This window comes from Paraburkholderia sp. WC7.3g (genome assembly GCF_050436345.1).
Classification (GTDB): Bacteria; Pseudomonadota; Gammaproteobacteria; order Burkholderiales; family Burkholderiaceae; genus Paraburkholderia; species Paraburkholderia podalyriae.
Map to the genome: position 1 here is coordinate 3,392,167 of NZ_JBNDMA010000002.1, position 15,797 is coordinate 3,407,963.

Consider the following 15,797-nt stretch of genomic DNA (forward strand, 5'->3'; position numbering starts at 1 on the left):
TCACCGAGCCAGCCGAGCCGCCATGTCCTCCGTCGCGCCCGACCCCGGATCACCCGCCGCCCCTGCCAACCTGATCGCCTGCGATATCTTCTGCGCGGTGATCGACAACTACGGCGACGTCGGCGTGTGCTGGCGCCTCGCGCGCCAACTCGCGCGCGAGCACGGCTGGCAGGTGCGCGTGTTCGTCGACGATCTGCATGCGTTCAAGCGGCTGTGCCCGTCGCTCGCGCTGGAGCGTTCGCGGCAGACGCTCGACGGCATCGTCATCGAGCATTGGCACGAGCCGTCCGATGCGGGCGATACGCTCGAAGTCGCCGACGTCGTGATCGAGGCGTTCGCCTGCGAGCTGCCGCCCGTCTATATCGCGGCGATGGCTGAATGCGCGCGCGCGCCGCTGTGGATCAACCTCGAATATCTGAGCGCCGAGGACTGGATCGCCGATTTTCACTTGCGGCCGTCGCCGCACCCGCGCCACGCGCTCAGCAAGACCTTCTTTTTCCCCGGACTCGGCCCCGGCACCGGTGGCGTCCTGAAGGAGCGCGATCTTGACGCGGCACGAGCCGCGTTCGAAAGCTCGCCAGCCGCCCGCACCGACTGGTGGCGCAACGCCACCGGCCACGCGCCGCCGCCCACCGACGCGACCGTCGTGTCGCTGTTCGCTTACGAAAACCCGGCCATCGACAGCCTGCTCGACCAATGGCGCGACAGCGCAAGCCCGATCGTACTGCTGGTGCCCGAAGGTCGCATTTCCGGCGCAATCGCGCGCTTTTTCGGTTTAGCGTCGTTTGCAGCGGGCACCCATGCGACGCGCGGCAACCTCAGCGCGCACGCGCTCGCGTTCACCGAACAGCCGGGCTACGACGCACTGCTCTGGGCGAGCGACGTCAATTTCGTGCGCGGCGAGGACTCGTTCGTACGCGCTCAGTGGGCCGTGAAGCCGTTCGTCTGGCACATCTATCCGCAGGCCGATGACGCCCATCTGCCAAAGCTCGACGCCGCGCTCGCGCACTACTCTCGCACGCTGCCCGCAAACGCGCGCGCCGCGCTCGAACGTTTCTGGCACGCCTGGAACGGCGCGGGTCAGCCGAACTGGGCGGAATTTGTGTGCCACTATGCGACGCTGAAGCGGCGCGCCGCGGCCTGGGCGGTCGAACTCGCGCAAGTTGGCGATCTCGCCGGAAATCTGACCTCGTTCGCAAAAACTCAGTTAAAATAAGCGGTTATCCAACGGCCGACGACGCAAGCGCGGCCCGATTCGAGCAACAACCGCGTGGTCAGCCCGTCTGACCGGTCCCCTCGAAAAATACAGCACGCTTCCCAATCTTCTGGCCGGGCACGCGAATGTCAAAAAAGGGACGTATGTAGTGGTGTTGCAGATCGGCGCCACTCGTGTACACGCCCGAGCAGGGTAAAAATCAGGTAACGGACAGGTGGAAACGCCGGGGCATCACGCCACGGGTCTTCGCCGCGAGCCGGTCCCGTTTCACGCATCCGGACTGCGGCCGCTTCACGCGGCGCGCGGCAGGCGGTGGGCGAAACGCCGAAGCTGCTTGCGCCGTATGCCGTCGAGCAACAGTTAAGCTATTTATCTCGTACAGGACAGTTTTATGAAGACCGCACAGGAACTCCGCACCGGCAACGTCGTGATGATCGGCGCAGACGCAATGGTCGTGCAAAAGGCCGAATACAACAAATCGGGCCGTAACTCCGCCGTCGTCAAGATGAAGTTCAAGAACCTGCTGACCGGTGCAGGCATGGAAACCGTGTACAAGGCGGACGACAAGTTCGACGTTGTCGTGCTCGAGCGCAAGGAAGTGACGTACTCGTACTTCGCCGACCCGATGTACGTGTTCATGGACGCGGACTACAACCAGTACGAAGTCGAAGCCGAAATGATGGGCGACGCGATGCACTACCTCGAAGACGGCATGGCTTGCGAAGTCGTGTTTTACAACGACAAGGCGATCTCGGTCGAACTGCCGACCACGCTGGTTCGCGAAATCATCTACACGGAACCGGCTGTTAAGGGCGATACGTCGTCGGGCAAGGTGCTGAAGAACGCCAAGCTGAATACCGGCTTCGAACTGCAAGTACCGCTGTTCTGCAACATCGGCGACAAGATTGAAATTGACACGCGTACGCACGAGTACCGCAGCCGCGCCTAACCGCCCGTCTGCCTCCCCGTTGGCCGGCGCCCGCCGGCCTGCACAAAAAGCGCTCAATTTTTGGGCGCTTTTTCTTTTCTGTCGCGCCGTGTATGGTTTAGGAAAACTTTACCGGCAACTTTCTCAAAATTGCCATCGCGACATCCTGTTTTTGCGTCGCGCGCACGGCAAGCCCTTGATCCATTTCATCAAAGTCTTTTGGCACGATCACTGCTAGGTGGAGAGTTACGCGAGTAGCGCTGATTTTCCAACCTGGAGGGAGGCACCATGAACAACGACATCGCAGAGGGCAAATGGCGACAGATGATCGGCAAGGCGAAGGCCGCATGGGGCGAACTGACGGACGACGAGTTGACCAAGGCTGAAGGCCGGGCCGACAAGCTCGCTGGTCTGATTCAGGAACGCTATGGCAAAACCCGTGAACAGGCGGAACTCGAAGTGCGCCGGTTTTTCGATAGCAACCGGGATTTCTGACAGGACCAGTGAAGGAGCTACAGGCGCCGGCACCGGGCGACTCAAGGCGCGGTGCCGGCGGCTGTCGTTTCTTCGCCGCCCCAGGACCGTTTGGATAGACCTGTCATCGAGCCCACCAGAGCCCGCGGTGCGCCATCAGCGTTGGCGGCGCGCCGGGCATTTAACCCATTCATAAAGTTGCGCTCGCCATGCCACACGCCCTGATTGTTGAAGACGATCCCAACAGCCTGTCCGGTCTGTCGGCAATCCTCGCCGCCGACGGCTTTTCCGTCGACACCGCGACCACGCTCGCCGAGGCCCGCGCCGCATTGACGCGCTTCATTCCAGACGTCGTGCTCGTCGACCTGAATCTGCCGGACGGCAGCGGCCTCGATCTGTTGCAGCATCTGCCCGCGCATCCGCCGGGCGGCGCAGTTCCTGTGATCGTGATGACTGGCAATGCGACGGTCGAGAGTGCGATCGAGGGATTGCGGCACGGCATCTGGGATTATCTGCTGAAGCCGGTCAACATCCCGCGTTTACGCAGCCTGCTCGCGCGCATTCCGCGGCCTTATGAGCTGACCGAGGAAGTGCAGGCGCTGCGCGCGTCGCTGCGTCAGCTTGGGCGCTTCGGCTCGATGCTTGGCCGCAGCAGCGCCATTCAGCACGTGTACGACACGATCGAGCGTCTCGCGCCGACCGAAGCCGCAGTGCTGATCTCCGGCGAGGCCGGGACGGGCAAGCGGATCGCCGCGCGCACGCTGCACGACATGAGCCGCCGCCGCAAAGGCCCGTTCGTCACGTTCGATTGCCGCGGCGCGGCCGCCGGCGGCCTCGATCGCTCGCTCGACAGCATGCTGTTCGGCCATGAACGTGGCGCGTTCGGTGGCGCCGAGCAGCGCGAGCCGGGCCTGTTCGAACAGGCGAGCGGCGGCACGCTGTTCATCGACGAAATCACCGAGTTGCCGCGCACGCAGCAGGAAGCGCTGTTGCGCGCGCTCGATTCGCAGACCTTCATGCGCGTGGGTGGTAGCAATCAGATCGTGACCGACTTCCGGCTGATCGCGTCGACGCGCAAGCCGCCGCGCGCGGCGGTCGCGGACGGCTCTCTGCATCAGGACCTCGCGCTGCGCCTCGAAGCCGCCGCCGTCATGTTGCCGCCACTGCGCGAGCGCGGCGAAGATCCGGTGCTGATCGCGCAGGCAGTCGTCGACGCACTGAATATGGAACAGACCGCGCGCGGCACGTCCGAGGTCGCGAAGCAGGCGGGGCCGAACTTCCTGCGCGAATGCCTCGCTTACGACTGGCCGGGCAACCTGCGAGAGCTGCAGGAACGCGTGCGGCGCGCGTATCAGGCATCGGGCGACGTGGTCGAGTCGTTGCGCGCCGACGAGGCAGGCACGGCGAACGGCCGCGATCTGAACGGCAGCCGCGTGCAGGTGACGGTCGGCACGCCGCTCGCGGACGTCGAAGAAATGCTGATTCGCGCGACGCTCGACGCGGTCGGCGGCACCCGGCATCGCGCGGCATCGTTGCTAGGAATCAGCCCGAAGACGCTATACAACAAGTTGCAGCGCATGCGCTTGAACTGAGCGCTCGGGTCGCGCGTGCCGCGAATGCCTGGCAAAGCTCAACGGAGGCTCGCACCGTTCGAAGCTGATAAAAAATGGCGCCTTGAATGGCTTCAAGGCGTCATTTCCGTTTATGCAAATGCGCTGCGCAACAGCCTCTGCGCTTCGGCGTAGCGTGGCTCGGCCATCAGCTTACCCCAGGTGAGCGCCTTGCCGCGCGGCCGCATGCGCTTCAGACGCCGCCGCGATTCCTTCGACGGCGTGACGCGCAGCGCGTCGAGCACCTTCTCCGCTTCGTGCGGCTGGTTGCAGATCAGCACCATGTCGCAGCCGGCCTCGAGGGCTGCCGCCGCGCCTTCGGCCAGCGTGCCGCCCTGGCGCGCGGCTTCCATCGACAGATCGTCGCTGAAAATCGCGCCTTCGAAACCAAGCTTGCCGCGCAGGATGTCCTGCAGCCAGATGCGCGAGAAGCCGGCCGGTTTTGCATCGACCCGCGGATAGACGACGTGCGCGGGGAGCACTGCGCCAAGCGACAGACCGAGCCAGTCGTACGGCGCGACGTCGTTGCCGAGGATCTCGTCGAGCGGGCGTTCGTCGACCGGCATCGCGACGTGCGAGTCCGCCTGCGCGAAGCCATGCCCCGGGAAATGCTTGCCGCAGTTGCTCATGCCCGCGAGTGCAAGGCCGTGGTTCAAACTCTTCGCGAGCAGCGCGACCACGCGCGGATCGCGGTGAAACGCGCGATCGCCGATGACCTGCGAGTACCCGTAATCGAGGTCGAGCACCGGCGTGAAACTCATGTCGATACCGCACGCGCGCAGCTCCGCGGCGAGGATGTAGCCGACCGCGGTCGTCACCTTGGTCGCGTGCAGCACATCCTGGTCCCACAGCGCGCCGAGCTTGCCCATCGATGGCAGCACCGTGAAACCGTCGGTGCGAAAGCGCTGCACGCGGCCGCCTTCGTGATCGACGGCGATCAGCAGATCCGGGCGAATCGCGCGGATTGCAGCGGTCAGCGCGATCAGTTGCGCGCGGCTCTCGTAGTGGCGCGCGAACAGGATCACGCCGCCGGTCATCGGGTGAGCGAGACGCCTTTTGTCATCGCGGTTCAGCGTTTTGCCGACTACGTCGAGCATCACCGGTCCGGGTGTGGTTTTCATCGAATTCCGCTGGAAAGGAGACTGAGGCAAGACTAACGCGACCGGCAGCGGCCGCGTTCACGTTTTTATTCGGTGTCGGAGTGCGCAGCGCAAGCCCGTGACGCCGGCGCTTCAGCCGGGGCTTGCGTCCCGCCCGGCCGCTGCGTCTCGGCGATCACGAACGACACCGCGTAATCACGCTCGTCACTGATCGTCACGCGCGCCGTGATGCCGCGCGCGTCGAGCCAGTCGGCCAGCTCGCCGGAGGCGACCACCATCGGCTCGCCGCTTGGCCGGTTCAGCGTCTGCAACGCGCGCCAAGTCATCGGCCAGTGCATGCCGAGGCCGATTGCCTTCGAGAACGCCTCTTTCGCCGAGAAGCGCGTCGCGAGAAACGCGAGACCGCGCGCCGCCGAACGGGTGTGGCGCGCGTGGTACACGCGTAATTCGTCGGGACCGAGCACTTTCTCCGCGAATCGGCCATTGGTGCGAGTCATCACCGCTGCTACGCGGCTCACCTGAACGATGTCGGTGCCGATGCCGTAGATTGCCATGCGTGCGTCCGTCGCCAGGTTGCGTCACGCGCGCGCGCCGAGACGCGCGGCGACCATGATCGCCTTCATCTCGCGCACCGCGTTGTCCCAGCCCGCGAAGATCGCGTGCGCGACGATCGCATGGCCGATGTTGAGTTCGACGATGCCATCGATCGCCGCGATCTGCTGCACGTTCGTGTAGTGCAGGCCGTGGCCGGCGTTCACTTTGAGGCCGAGCGTCGCGCCGAATTCGACCGCGCGCACGATGCGCTCGTATTCGCGCTGCTGTTCGACGGGATCGTGCGCTTCCGCATAACGGCCGGTGTGCAGTTCGATCACCGGCGCCCCGGCTTCGTGCGCGGCGCGAATCTGCGTTTGCTCGGGGTCGATGAACAGCGAGACGCGCGAGTTCGCGTCCGCGAGTTGCTTGCACGCGGCGCGCACCGCCTCGAACTGCCCGGCGACATCGAGGCCGCCTTCTGTCGTCAGTTCCTCGCGCTTTTCCGGCACCAGGCACACGTCGTGCGGTTGCACCTGGCACGCGATGTCGAGCATTTCCGGCGTGACCGCGCATTCGAGATTCATGCGGGTTTTCAGCAGCGGACGCAGCTTGTGAACGTCCGCATCGACGATGTGCCGCCGGTCTTCACGCAGATGCAGCGTGATCGCGTCGGCGCCGGCTTCTTCGGCCATCAGCGCGGCGCGGATCGGATCGGGATAGGACGTGCCGCGCGCGTTGCGCAGCGTGGCGACGTGGTCGATGTTCACGCCAAGGTCGATCACAGTCGGCGAAGTCAGGAAGAAGCTCATAAGTTCTGCAGGTCGATCAGGATCTGGCGGGTGGCAAGCGGCGCGCCGCCGAGATAGGTGTTGAGCAGGAAGCGCATCAGCGTTTTGCTTTGCGCGACGGTCTGCGCTCGATGGTAATCGTCCTTTTCCATATCGAGCAAGGTTTGTCCCGACACCACCGGCCACTGCGCGGGCCATTCGTCCGATGCCTCGCGCACGCCGCGCTCGGGATCGAATACGTAGCGGCCGTCGGCGAGCACCGCTTTGCGCGCGACCGTGCGGTCGAGGGCCATCGCGTAACCGGTCTCGCGTAGCAGCACGCGTTCGAACGAGCGCAGCACCTGCACTGGCGGCTCATCGTGCGCGAGTCGCGTCAGCGTGACGACGTAGTGATGGAACAACTGAGGATGCGGGTCTTCGCGCGCGCAAAAGCGCACCAGCAGTTCATTGACGTAGAAACCACACAACAGCGCGTCGCCGGTCAGCGGCAGCATGCCGCCGACCCATTCGGCGCCGGTCAGCGTGCGCATTTCGGACTTGCCCGACCACGCGAGCGACAGCGGCTGGAAGGTTTGCAGCACGCCGCGCAACGCGGAGTGCGGGCGCTTTGCGCCCTTCGCGACAAGCGCGAGACGGCCGTGATCGCGCGACAGCACGTCGATGATCAGGCTGGTCTCGCGATACGGGTAGCTATGCAGCACGAACGCGGGCTGTTCGGTGATCCGGTATTCGGATGCGGACGTGCGCGGCGCGCGACGCGCCGGCGTTTTGCGCGGCTCGCCGTCGTCGGCGGGTGCGCTTTTCACGCTTTTTGGGCTTTTCGCGCTTGTTGCGCTTGTTGCGCTTTTTGATTCAGTCGACGATTCCCTCGCGCTACGCGCGGGCCGCGACGGCTCGTGCTCCGGGTCGTCCGGAGCCGAGTCCGAATTCAGCGTCATCCACCCGTCATTCGTACCCATACGCACGAAGCCCGGCTTCGTTGTCGGCCCAGCCGCTCTTCACCTTGACGAAGGTTTCGAGGTACACCGGCCCGTCGAACAGCTTTGCCATGTCGAGACGCGCCTCGGTGCTGATCTGCTTCAGCTTCGCGCCTTTCTGGCCGATGATCATCGCCTTGTGCGTGTCGCGATCGACGAGGATCGTCGCGAAGATACGGCGCAGCCGCCCTTCGGTCTCGAACTTGTCGATCAGAACAGTGCTCGTGTATGGCAGTTCGTCGCCGGTCCAGCGGAAAACTTTCTCGCGCAGGATTTCGGCGGCAAGGAAGCGCTCGCTGCGATCGGTCAGGTCGTCCTCTCCGTAGATCGGCTCGCCTTCGGGCAGGAACGGCTTGACGGTCGCCATCAGACGCTTGATATCGTCAGGATTTTTTGCCGACAGCGGCACGATCTCGTTGAACTCGCGTAGCGTGCTCATCTGCTGCATGAACGGGAACAGCGAGTCCTTGTCCGACACGCGATCGAGCTTGTTCGCGATCAGCAGCGTCGGCGCCTTCGCCGGGATCAGATCGAGCACCCTCTGGTCGTCGGGGCCAAAGCGGCCCGCTTCGATGACGAACAGGATGGCGTCGACCGAGCTCAGCGTCGACGTGACAGCGCGATTCAGCGACCGGTTCAGCGCGCCGCTATGTTTGGTCTGGAAACCCGGCGTATCGACGAAGATGTACTGCGCGTCTTCGAGCGTGTGGATGCCGGTGATGCGATGGCGCGTGGTCTGTGCCTTGCGCGACGTGATACTGACTTTCTGGCCGACCAGCGCGTTCATCAGCGTGGACTTGCCGACGTTCGGACGGCCGACGATCGCGACCATGCCGCAGCGAAAACCAGTGGAAGTGGGAGCGTTCATATTCGGACTACGGCAGGTTCAGTTCGGCGCGCGCGACACGCACGCCGATGGCAATCAATGGCCCGCATCGGCGACGCGCGTTTGCACCGCGTCGGCAATGCCGGGTTCGTGTTCGGCAGGTGCCGGGGCCGCCGACACAACCGGTACGGGCGCGGCGGTAACGCTCGATGCGGCAGTGCCCGTTGTGGTTTCGCGGCTGCGCTGACGATCTGCGCTGCGAGCGTGCGACGGTGCGTCGGCTTTGAGGTCGGGTGTTTTGTCCGCGACGGACTTTTCGGCCGGCTTGTCGGCAGGTTTCTCGCCTGTGTGGATCGAAACCTTGTCGGCCCTCTCGGACTTGTCGGCGCGCTCCGGCTTGTCCTGTGCGCTGTACTCCACATGCGCGGCACGGATCACGGCCAGCGGCGCACCGGCCGCACCCGGCGCGGCACGCTCGGCTGCAGGTCTTTCAACCGCTGACTTTTCCGCGACAGGCTTGTCGGCATGGGCTTCCACCGCGGCAGCGACGCGCCCTTCACCGCGCGCGCTCTTGCGATCCGGTGTGCGCAGATCCAGTGCGGCCTGCACGCCGGTCACGCCCGGCACGATTTCCTGCTCGGCGTTTTTTGCTGCGCGCGCGCCCTTCGAGCGCTTCGACTTCGCGACCACGGCTGGCGCCGCGGCCATCACTTCGTCGAGCGCCTTCTTTGCGGCCGCCTGCTCCGCCGCGCGACGGCTCGCACCCGAGCCGGACACCTTGACGTCCAGCTTCGGCACCGTGCATTCGACTTCGAACTGCTGATTGTGCGCTGCACCATGGGTGGCGACGACCGTATAGGTAGGCAACGCAATCTTGTGGCCCTGCAGATACTCCTGCAGCAGCGTCTTTGCGTCCTTGCCGAGCGTGCGCGGGTCGATATGGTCGAGGATCGGCACGTAAAGGCGCTTGATGACCGTCTGGGCAGCCTCGAAGCCGCCGTCAAGAAAGATCGCCCCGAGCACTGCCTCGAGGGTATCGGCGAGGATCGACGGCCGGCGGAAGCCGCCGCTGCGCAACTCGCCCTCGCCGAGCCGCAGGCCCTCCGAAATATTGAGTGCCTGAGCGATCTCATAGAGCGACTGCTGTTTCACCAGATTGGCGCGCACGCGCGACAGGTCGCCTTCGTCGAGTTTGCCGAAACGTTGGAACAAAAGCGCAGCCACCGCGCAATTCAGAACGGAGTCGCCGAGAAATTCGAGCCGTTCGTTATGCGTGGAGCTATGACTGCGGTGGGTTAAAGCCTGGCGCAGCAATTCCGCATTGCGAAATTCGTAGCGCAAACGGCTTTCCAACGGAGATAGGGGCATGGGCAGAGTATAACGCGGGCGCCTGACCCGGCGGAAACGCGGGGCGCCAGCGGAAAAAGCGTAGTGAAGCGACGTTACCGCGACTTCTTAAAGTAGCATGACAACACGCCGCGACCGGGATAACCGGATGCCGATTATTCGCGCGGCGTGTGAGAAGCGATCAACAAGCGACAATGCACGCGACTCACTGGAAAGAGCCGATGCGCCGCAGATCGCTGAAGTTCATCCAGATGAAAAATGCGCGGCCAACGATATTGTGTTCAGGCGCAAAACCCCAGTACCGGCTATCCGCGCTGTTGTCACGGTTATCGCCCATCATGAAGAAACTGTCCGGCGGCACTTTGCAGATCACGCCACGCGCGTTGTACTGGCAGTTGTCGCGATACGGATAGTCTTCCGCACCGACAATGAACGGCGGCACCGCCGGATTATTCAGAATCGCATTCTTGCGGCCGTCGATATCTTCCTGGAACTGCTTCGCATAACCGAGTCGCTCTTCGTCGAGATAATCGGGCAGCGGCGTTTCGGGCACCGGCTTGCCGTTGATCGTCAGCTTCTTGTCCTGATACTCGATCACGTCGCCCGGCAGTCCAATCACGCGTTTGATGTAGTCAACCGATTCGTCCTTCGGATAACGGAACACCACAACATCGCCACGCTGGACCGGGCGGCCCTGCGTGACCTTCGTGTTGATGATCGGCAAACGAAGACCGTATTCGAATTTATTGACGAGGATGAAGTCGCCGACCAGCAGCGTCGGCACCATGGAGCCCGATGGGATCTTGAACGGCTCGACCACGAACGAGCGCACGACGAACACCACCAGAATCACCGGAAAAAAACTCGCCGTATATTCGAGCCACCACGGCTGGCGCAACTTGTCGTCGCGCAGACGCGCGCGCGTTTGCGCGGCATTTTCATCTGCGAAACGCTCGCCGATGCGCGCCTGCTGACGATCGAATTCGGCGACCGCGGCTTCCGCCTCGCGGCGCCGTTTCGGCAGAAAAACCAGCTTGTCCGCGACCCATGCGACACCCGTCAAAACGACGAGCACAAAAAGAATCAGCGCAAAATTCATAGCGTTCCGTTATTCAACTTATTTGTCTTCGACACGCAGGATAGCGAGGAAAGCCTCTTGCGGGATTTCAACCGAGCCCACCTGCTTCATCCGCTTCTTGCCTGCCTTCTGCTTTTCGAGCAGCTTCTTCTTACGCGTAATATCGCCGCCGTAGCATTTTGCCAGCACGTTCTTACGCAACGCTTTGATGTTTTCGCGCGCAATAATGTTCGAACCGATCGTGGCCTGAATCGCTACGTCGTACATCTGACGGGGAATCAACTCGCGCATTTTCGCTGCCACTTCGCGGCCGCGGTACTGGCTTTGCGAGCGATGCACGATAACCGACAGCGCATCGACCTTGTCGCCGTTGATCAGCATGTCGACCTTCACGACGTCGGAGGCGCGGTATTCCTTGAACTCGTAATCCATCGACGCATAACCGCGCGAAATCGACTTCAGACGATCAAAGAAGTCGAGCACGACTTCACCCATCGGAATTTCGTACGTGAGTTGGACCTGACGGCCGTGATACTGCATGTTGATCTGGTTGCCGCGCTTCTGCGTACACAACGTGATCACCGCGCCGACGTACTCTTGCGGCATGTACAGGTTCACGGTGACGATCGGCTCGCGCACTTCCTCGATCTTGGATGGCTCTGGCATCTTGGCGGGGTTCTCGACCATCAGGGTCGTGCCATCGCGCTGCAGGACTTCGTAGACCACGGTCGGCGCCGTCGTGATCAGGTCCATGTCGAACTCGCGTTCCAGACGTTCCTGCACGATTTCCATGTGCAACAGACCGAGGAAGCCGCATCGGAAACCGAAACCGAGCGCCTGCGACACTTCCGGCTCGTACTGCAGCGACGCGTCGTTCAGCTTCAGCTTTTCGAGCGAGTCGCGCAGCGCATCGTACTGGTTCGCTTCGACCGGATAGAGACCCGCGAACACCTGCGGCTTCACTTCCTTGAAGCCCGGCAGCGGCTCGGCCGCCGGCTGGTTCACGAGCGTTACCGTGTCGCCGACCTTCGCCGCCGCGAGTTCCTTGATACCGGCGATGATGAAGCCCACCTGCCCCGCCGACAGCGATTCGAGATTCTTCGACTTCGGCGTGAACACGCCGATATGTTCAACTGGAAACTGCGCGCCGGTTGCCATCAGCCGGATCTTGTCCTTCGGACGCAGCGTGCCATTGACGATGCGTACGAGCATCACGACGCCGACGTAGTTGTCGAACCACGAGTCGATGATCAGCGCCTGCAGCGGCGCTTCCAAACCGCCCTTCGGCGGCGGCACTTTTGCGATCAACGCTTCGAGCACGTCTTCGACGCCGAGACCCGTCTTCGCGCTGCAATGCGTCGCGTCGGTCGCGTCGATGCCGATCACGTCCTCGATCTCGGCGATCGCGTTTTCGGGGTTCGCCGCCGGCAGATCGATCTTGTTCAACACCGGAACCACTTCGACGCCGAGTTCGATGGCCGTGTAACAGTTGGCGACGGTTTGCGCCTCCACGCCCTGGCTCGCGTCGACGACGAGCAGCGCGCCTTCGCACGCGGACAGCGAGCGGCTGACCTCGTACGAGAAGTCGACGTGCCCCGGTGTATCGATCATGTTCAGGTTGTAGACCTGCCCGTCACGCGCGCGATACGACAACGCGGCGGTTTGCGCCTTGATGGTAATGCCGCGCTCGCGCTCGAGATCCATCGAGTCGAGCACCTGTGCTTCCATCTCGCGGTCGGACAGACCGCCACAAATCTGGATGATGCGATCGGCGAGCGTCGACTTGCCATGGTCGATGTGCGCAATGATCGAGAAGTTACGAATATGATCCATTCAGTGCCGATCAAGCGAAAAGGCGCGCCCGGACAATAGCGGAGCACGCCTTGTAAGTAGGTGAAAAACCTATCTATTTTAGCCGAAAAGCCCATCGGCCGGCGCATCTTGCAGAGCGCGGGCCGCAAGACGGCGTAGAAGATGCGGGAAATTTACCGCGGGCATCGCGGTGAGCCGGGGCAAAACGCCCACGGATCGCGCGAATCACAATGCCGTGCACGCGTATCAGGATGCCGCCGCGACACGCGACGCATGCGCGACCAATGCCGCCCGCACGCGCGCTTCGTCGAGATGATAGTGGCACAGTTCGACGCCATCGCAAACCAGCACCGGCACCCGCTCGTCGTAACGCGCCTCGAGCAGCGGATCGCTGTCGACGTCGATCACCTTCAACTGCGCGCCGAACTCCGCCAGCAACGGCTCGAGCGCGGCGCACATGTCCTCGCACAGATGGCACCACGTGCGCCCATAGAGCGACAGCGATGCCGTCTTGGTCATTTCTGCGCGCTGCGCGGGCGGACCGGCACAAACTGCGTGTTGTCGCCACGACGAACCAGCAACGCGACCATCTTCTGCGAATCGAGGTGCGAGGTCAGATCGTCGAACTGCTTCGCGCTCGTCACGTCCGTGTCGCCGACCCGCAAGATGATGTCACCCTTTTGCAGGCCGACACGCGCGGCCGGACCATCGACCGCGTCGACCTGCACGCCGTTCTGAATCTTCAGCGCTTTCTGCTGGTCGGCGGGGATGTCGCTGACGGCGATGCCAAGCGCGTTCGTCGCGCGCTGCTTCGGCGCCGGCGGCTTCTTCTGATCCGCCTTCGCGACCTTGTCCGGCTGCATTTCTGCGATCGTGATCGACAGGTCGCGCGTTTGACCCTTGCGCCAGATCGTGATCGACGTCTTCGTGCCCGGCTTCGTATCGCCGACCATGCGCGGCAGGTCCGTCGCGGTGTCGACCGAATGGCCGTTGAACTTCAGAATGATGTCGCCCGGCTGCACGCCGGCCTTCTCGGCCGGGCCACCCGGCTCGACGCTACTGACGAGCGCGCCCTGCGCCTTCGGCAGCCCGAGCGAATCGGCGACGTCCTTCGTCACTTCACCGATCGCCACCGCGATGCGGCCGCGCACCACTTTGCCCGAACTCTTCAGCTGATCGGCCACGCGCATCGCTTCGTCGATCGGAATCGCAAACGAAATGCCCATGAAACCGCCGGTGCGGCTATAGATCTGCGAGTTGATGCCGATCACCTCGCCCTGCATGTTGATGAGCGGACCGCCCGAGTTACCCGGATTGACGGCCACGTCGGTCTGGATGAACGGCAGGTAATCGCCGGTGTCGCGCCCCTTCGCGCTGACGATACCGGCCGTCACCGTGTTTTCGAGACCGAACGGTGAACCGATCGCGACGACCCATTCGCCCACGCGCACCTTGTTCGAATCGCCGATCGTGATAGTCGGCAGGTTCGACGCGTTGATCTTCACGACCGCGACGTCGGTGCGGTCATCGACGCCGATCAGCTTCGCCTTGAATTCGCGCTTGTCGGTCAACGTCACGTAGATCGTGTCCGCGTCGTCGACGACGTGCGCATTGGTCATCACGTAACCGTCCGTCGACAGGATGAAGCCCGAGCCAACCCCGCTGTTCTGTTCGGAATCGGCGTTGTCCGGCGCATCCGGGCTGCCGCCGCTACCGCCGCCTCCACCACCGTTATCGCCCCCGTGCGGTGATTTCGGCGACTGCGGCAACGGAATCCCGAAAAAGCGACGGAAGAACTCCGACATGTCACCGTCGTCCATACCCGGCGGCAGGCCACCGCGGGACGTGCCGTTCGACACGCGCGTTGTCGTACGAATGTTGACGACCGCCGGGCCGACCTTGTCGACGAGGTCAGTGAAGTCGGGCAGATTGGCAGCGGGAGCCGCCGATGCCATGTGCGGCACAAGTGGCAAACACGCCGCCAGCACTACGGCCGCGAGGAATTTGCGCACCGAGAAAGTCGTCATATCTTAGCAAGCCGAGGGATTTCAGGATTCGGAAGGGTTACTTCGGAGCTTTGTATTCTATGGCAGACGCGAACTGCTGCAATGTGGTTTGAGGCACTTCCCCGAGCAGGGTAATCCAGAAGTCGCCCTGACGCTTGACCAGTACGTGTGTCGCGCCGCTATCGCCCGTTCCCTCCTTGCGCGTATTGTTCTCGACCGGCTCGACGAACACCGAAATCGCCGCCAAGCCATCGGAAAACACGGCCTGATCGACGGGAATCGGCGGCTGCCCCGCCTCGCGCGACGCCATTGGACGGCGCAGCTGGCGGATCACGTGAAAGCCCGGCACCGACGGCGTGATCTGCCAACCCTGCGCGACCATGTCGACCGGCTCGACTGGCGGACGCACTACTGTCCAGCCCGCGAGATTGCGAATCCCGTTGACGATGCCCGCCTTGTCGACCGGCACGCCGATGCGGACCTGCGAAAACGACAGCTGCTCGAGCACCTGGCCGCTCGGGTCGAGCGTCTGCGCGCGCAGCAGAAGACCGGTCTTTTTGTCAGCCCATAGCTTGTACGCGAAGCGATACGCGTCTTTCGGATCGAGTTCCATCACGAGGCTGTCGACGCCCGCGACGCGGTCGTCGCCAAGCATCTTCGGCTCGTAGACGGACAGCACCTGCTCGCCATTCACGGACAGCAGCGCGGGGAACGAGTCCTTGTTCTGCCGCTTTTCGAGAACGACGATACGCCGCTCCGGCACGAACGTGTACATGTCGTCGTTATGCCGCAGCATTTTGCGCGGTTTGCCGTCGAGGCTTTCGAGTTGCTCGAACTCGCCGTCAGTATGGGTGGAGTAATGCGCGATGCGCGACGTCTGCACGAAATTGCCGCGCTGATAGACGAACGCACCCTCGTAGTTCTGCTGCTGGGCGGCCTGATGGATGCGGTCGAGCAGTTCCGCCGCCGTGTGACGGGCGACGGCCGGCCCGTCTTGTGCGAAGACCCGCGGTGTGGCGGACAACAATACGGCTGCGCAGAACAGAAATGCTGGCAGCCGCCCCCAGATCGTCGTTTTATTGAACCGCGGAGTCTGCATCA

General features: G+C 63.2%; 15 protein-coding genes. 4 read left to right on the top strand and 11 right to left on the bottom strand.

Annotated elements, in window-relative coordinates; all coding sequences use genetic code 11:
* Positions 1–22 precede the first annotated feature (22 nt).
* The 4 genes from earP to OKW43_RS27005 all read left to right on the top strand — a co-directional run bounded on the left by earP (position 23) and on the right by OKW43_RS27005 (position 4,210).
* On the top strand, positions 23–1,216 hold the full coding sequence (gene earP, locus OKW43_RS26990; protein ID WP_429450803.1) for an elongation factor P maturation arginine rhamnosyltransferase EarP: 1,194 nt from the start codon (positions 23–25) through the stop codon (positions 1,214–1,216).
* 391 nt (positions 1,217–1,607) lie between these two features.
* Entirely contained in the window at positions 1,608–2,165 is a 558-nt protein-coding gene (efp, locus tag OKW43_RS26995) for an elongation factor P (RefSeq protein ID WP_187634820.1), read from the top strand.
* Positions 2,166–2,432: 267 nt separating this feature from the next.
* Positions 2,433–2,639, top strand: a complete 207-nt coding sequence (locus tag OKW43_RS27000) for a CsbD family protein (RefSeq protein WP_187634819.1) — start codon at positions 2,433–2,435, stop codon at positions 2,637–2,639.
* A gap of 188 nt (positions 2,640–2,827) precedes the next feature.
* Positions 2,828–4,210 (top strand): sigma-54-dependent transcriptional regulator, encoded by a 1,383-nt coding sequence (locus OKW43_RS27005; RefSeq protein WP_187634818.1) that lies wholly within the window; start codon positions 2,828–2,830, stop codon positions 4,208–4,210.
* Positions 4,211–4,320: 110 nt separating this feature from the next.
* On the opposite strand, the gene nagZ is transcribed toward OKW43_RS27005, so the two are convergent.
* The 11 genes from nagZ to OKW43_RS27060 form a co-directional block, all read right to left on the bottom strand.
* The gene (nagZ, locus tag OKW43_RS27010) at positions 4,321–5,349 is read right to left on the bottom strand and encodes a beta-N-acetylhexosaminidase (protein WP_187634817.1); all 1,029 of its coding nucleotides are present in this window, start codon (positions 5,347–5,349) and stop codon (positions 4,321–4,323) included.
* Between the two features lie 65 nt (positions 5,350–5,414).
* Complete coding sequence (acpS, locus tag OKW43_RS27015) at positions 5,415–5,882, bottom strand: holo-ACP synthase (protein WP_429450806.1); 468 nt, start codon at positions 5,880–5,882, stop codon at positions 5,415–5,417.
* A 24-nt stretch (positions 5,883–5,906) separates the two neighbouring features.
* The gene (pdxJ, locus tag OKW43_RS27020; RefSeq protein WP_429450808.1) at positions 5,907–6,671 is read right to left on the bottom strand and encodes a pyridoxine 5'-phosphate synthase; all 765 of its coding nucleotides are present in this window, start codon (positions 6,669–6,671) and stop codon (positions 5,907–5,909) included.
* Positions 6,668–7,609 carry a DNA repair protein RecO gene (recO, locus tag OKW43_RS27025; protein WP_429450810.1) on the bottom strand — a complete coding sequence of 314 codons (942 nt, stop codon included), beginning with the start codon at positions 7,607–7,609 and terminating at the stop codon, positions 6,668–6,670. Before recO ends, pdxJ begins: the two co-directional genes overlap by 4 nt.
* Positions 7,596–8,495 (bottom strand): GTPase Era, encoded by a 900-nt coding sequence (era, locus tag OKW43_RS27030; RefSeq protein WP_187634813.1) that lies wholly within the window; start codon positions 8,493–8,495, stop codon positions 7,596–7,598. The genes recO and era overlap by 14 nt, the downstream gene beginning before the upstream one ends.
* 54 nt (positions 8,496–8,549) lie before the next feature.
* Positions 8,550–9,821, bottom strand: a complete 1,272-nt coding sequence (rnc, locus tag OKW43_RS27035) for a ribonuclease III (RefSeq protein WP_429450812.1) — start codon at positions 9,819–9,821, stop codon at positions 8,550–8,552.
* A gap of 184 nt (positions 9,822–10,005) precedes the next feature.
* The gene (gene lepB, locus OKW43_RS27040; RefSeq protein ID WP_187634811.1) at positions 10,006–10,899 is read right to left on the bottom strand and encodes a signal peptidase I; all 894 of its coding nucleotides are present in this window, start codon (positions 10,897–10,899) and stop codon (positions 10,006–10,008) included.
* Positions 10,900–10,917: 18 nt separating this feature from the next.
* Complete coding sequence (gene lepA / locus OKW43_RS27045) at positions 10,918–12,711, bottom strand: translation elongation factor 4 (protein WP_187634810.1); 1,794 nt, start codon at positions 12,709–12,711, stop codon at positions 10,918–10,920.
* A 225-nt stretch (positions 12,712–12,936) separates the two neighbouring features.
* Complete coding sequence (locus OKW43_RS27050) at positions 12,937–13,209, bottom strand: glutaredoxin family protein (RefSeq protein WP_187634808.1); 273 nt, start codon at positions 13,207–13,209, stop codon at positions 12,937–12,939.
* On the bottom strand, positions 13,206–14,717 hold the full coding sequence (locus OKW43_RS27055; protein WP_187634807.1) for a DegQ family serine endoprotease: 1,512 nt from the start codon (positions 14,715–14,717) through the stop codon (positions 13,206–13,208). The genes OKW43_RS27050 and OKW43_RS27055 overlap by 4 nt, the downstream gene beginning before the upstream one ends.
* 37 nt (positions 14,718–14,754) lie before the next feature.
* Positions 14,755–15,795 carry a MucB/RseB C-terminal domain-containing protein gene (locus tag OKW43_RS27060; RefSeq protein ID WP_429450816.1) on the bottom strand — a complete coding sequence of 347 codons (1,041 nt, stop codon included), beginning with the start codon at positions 15,793–15,795 and terminating at the stop codon, positions 14,755–14,757.
* Positions 15,796–15,797: the final 2 nt, after the last annotated feature.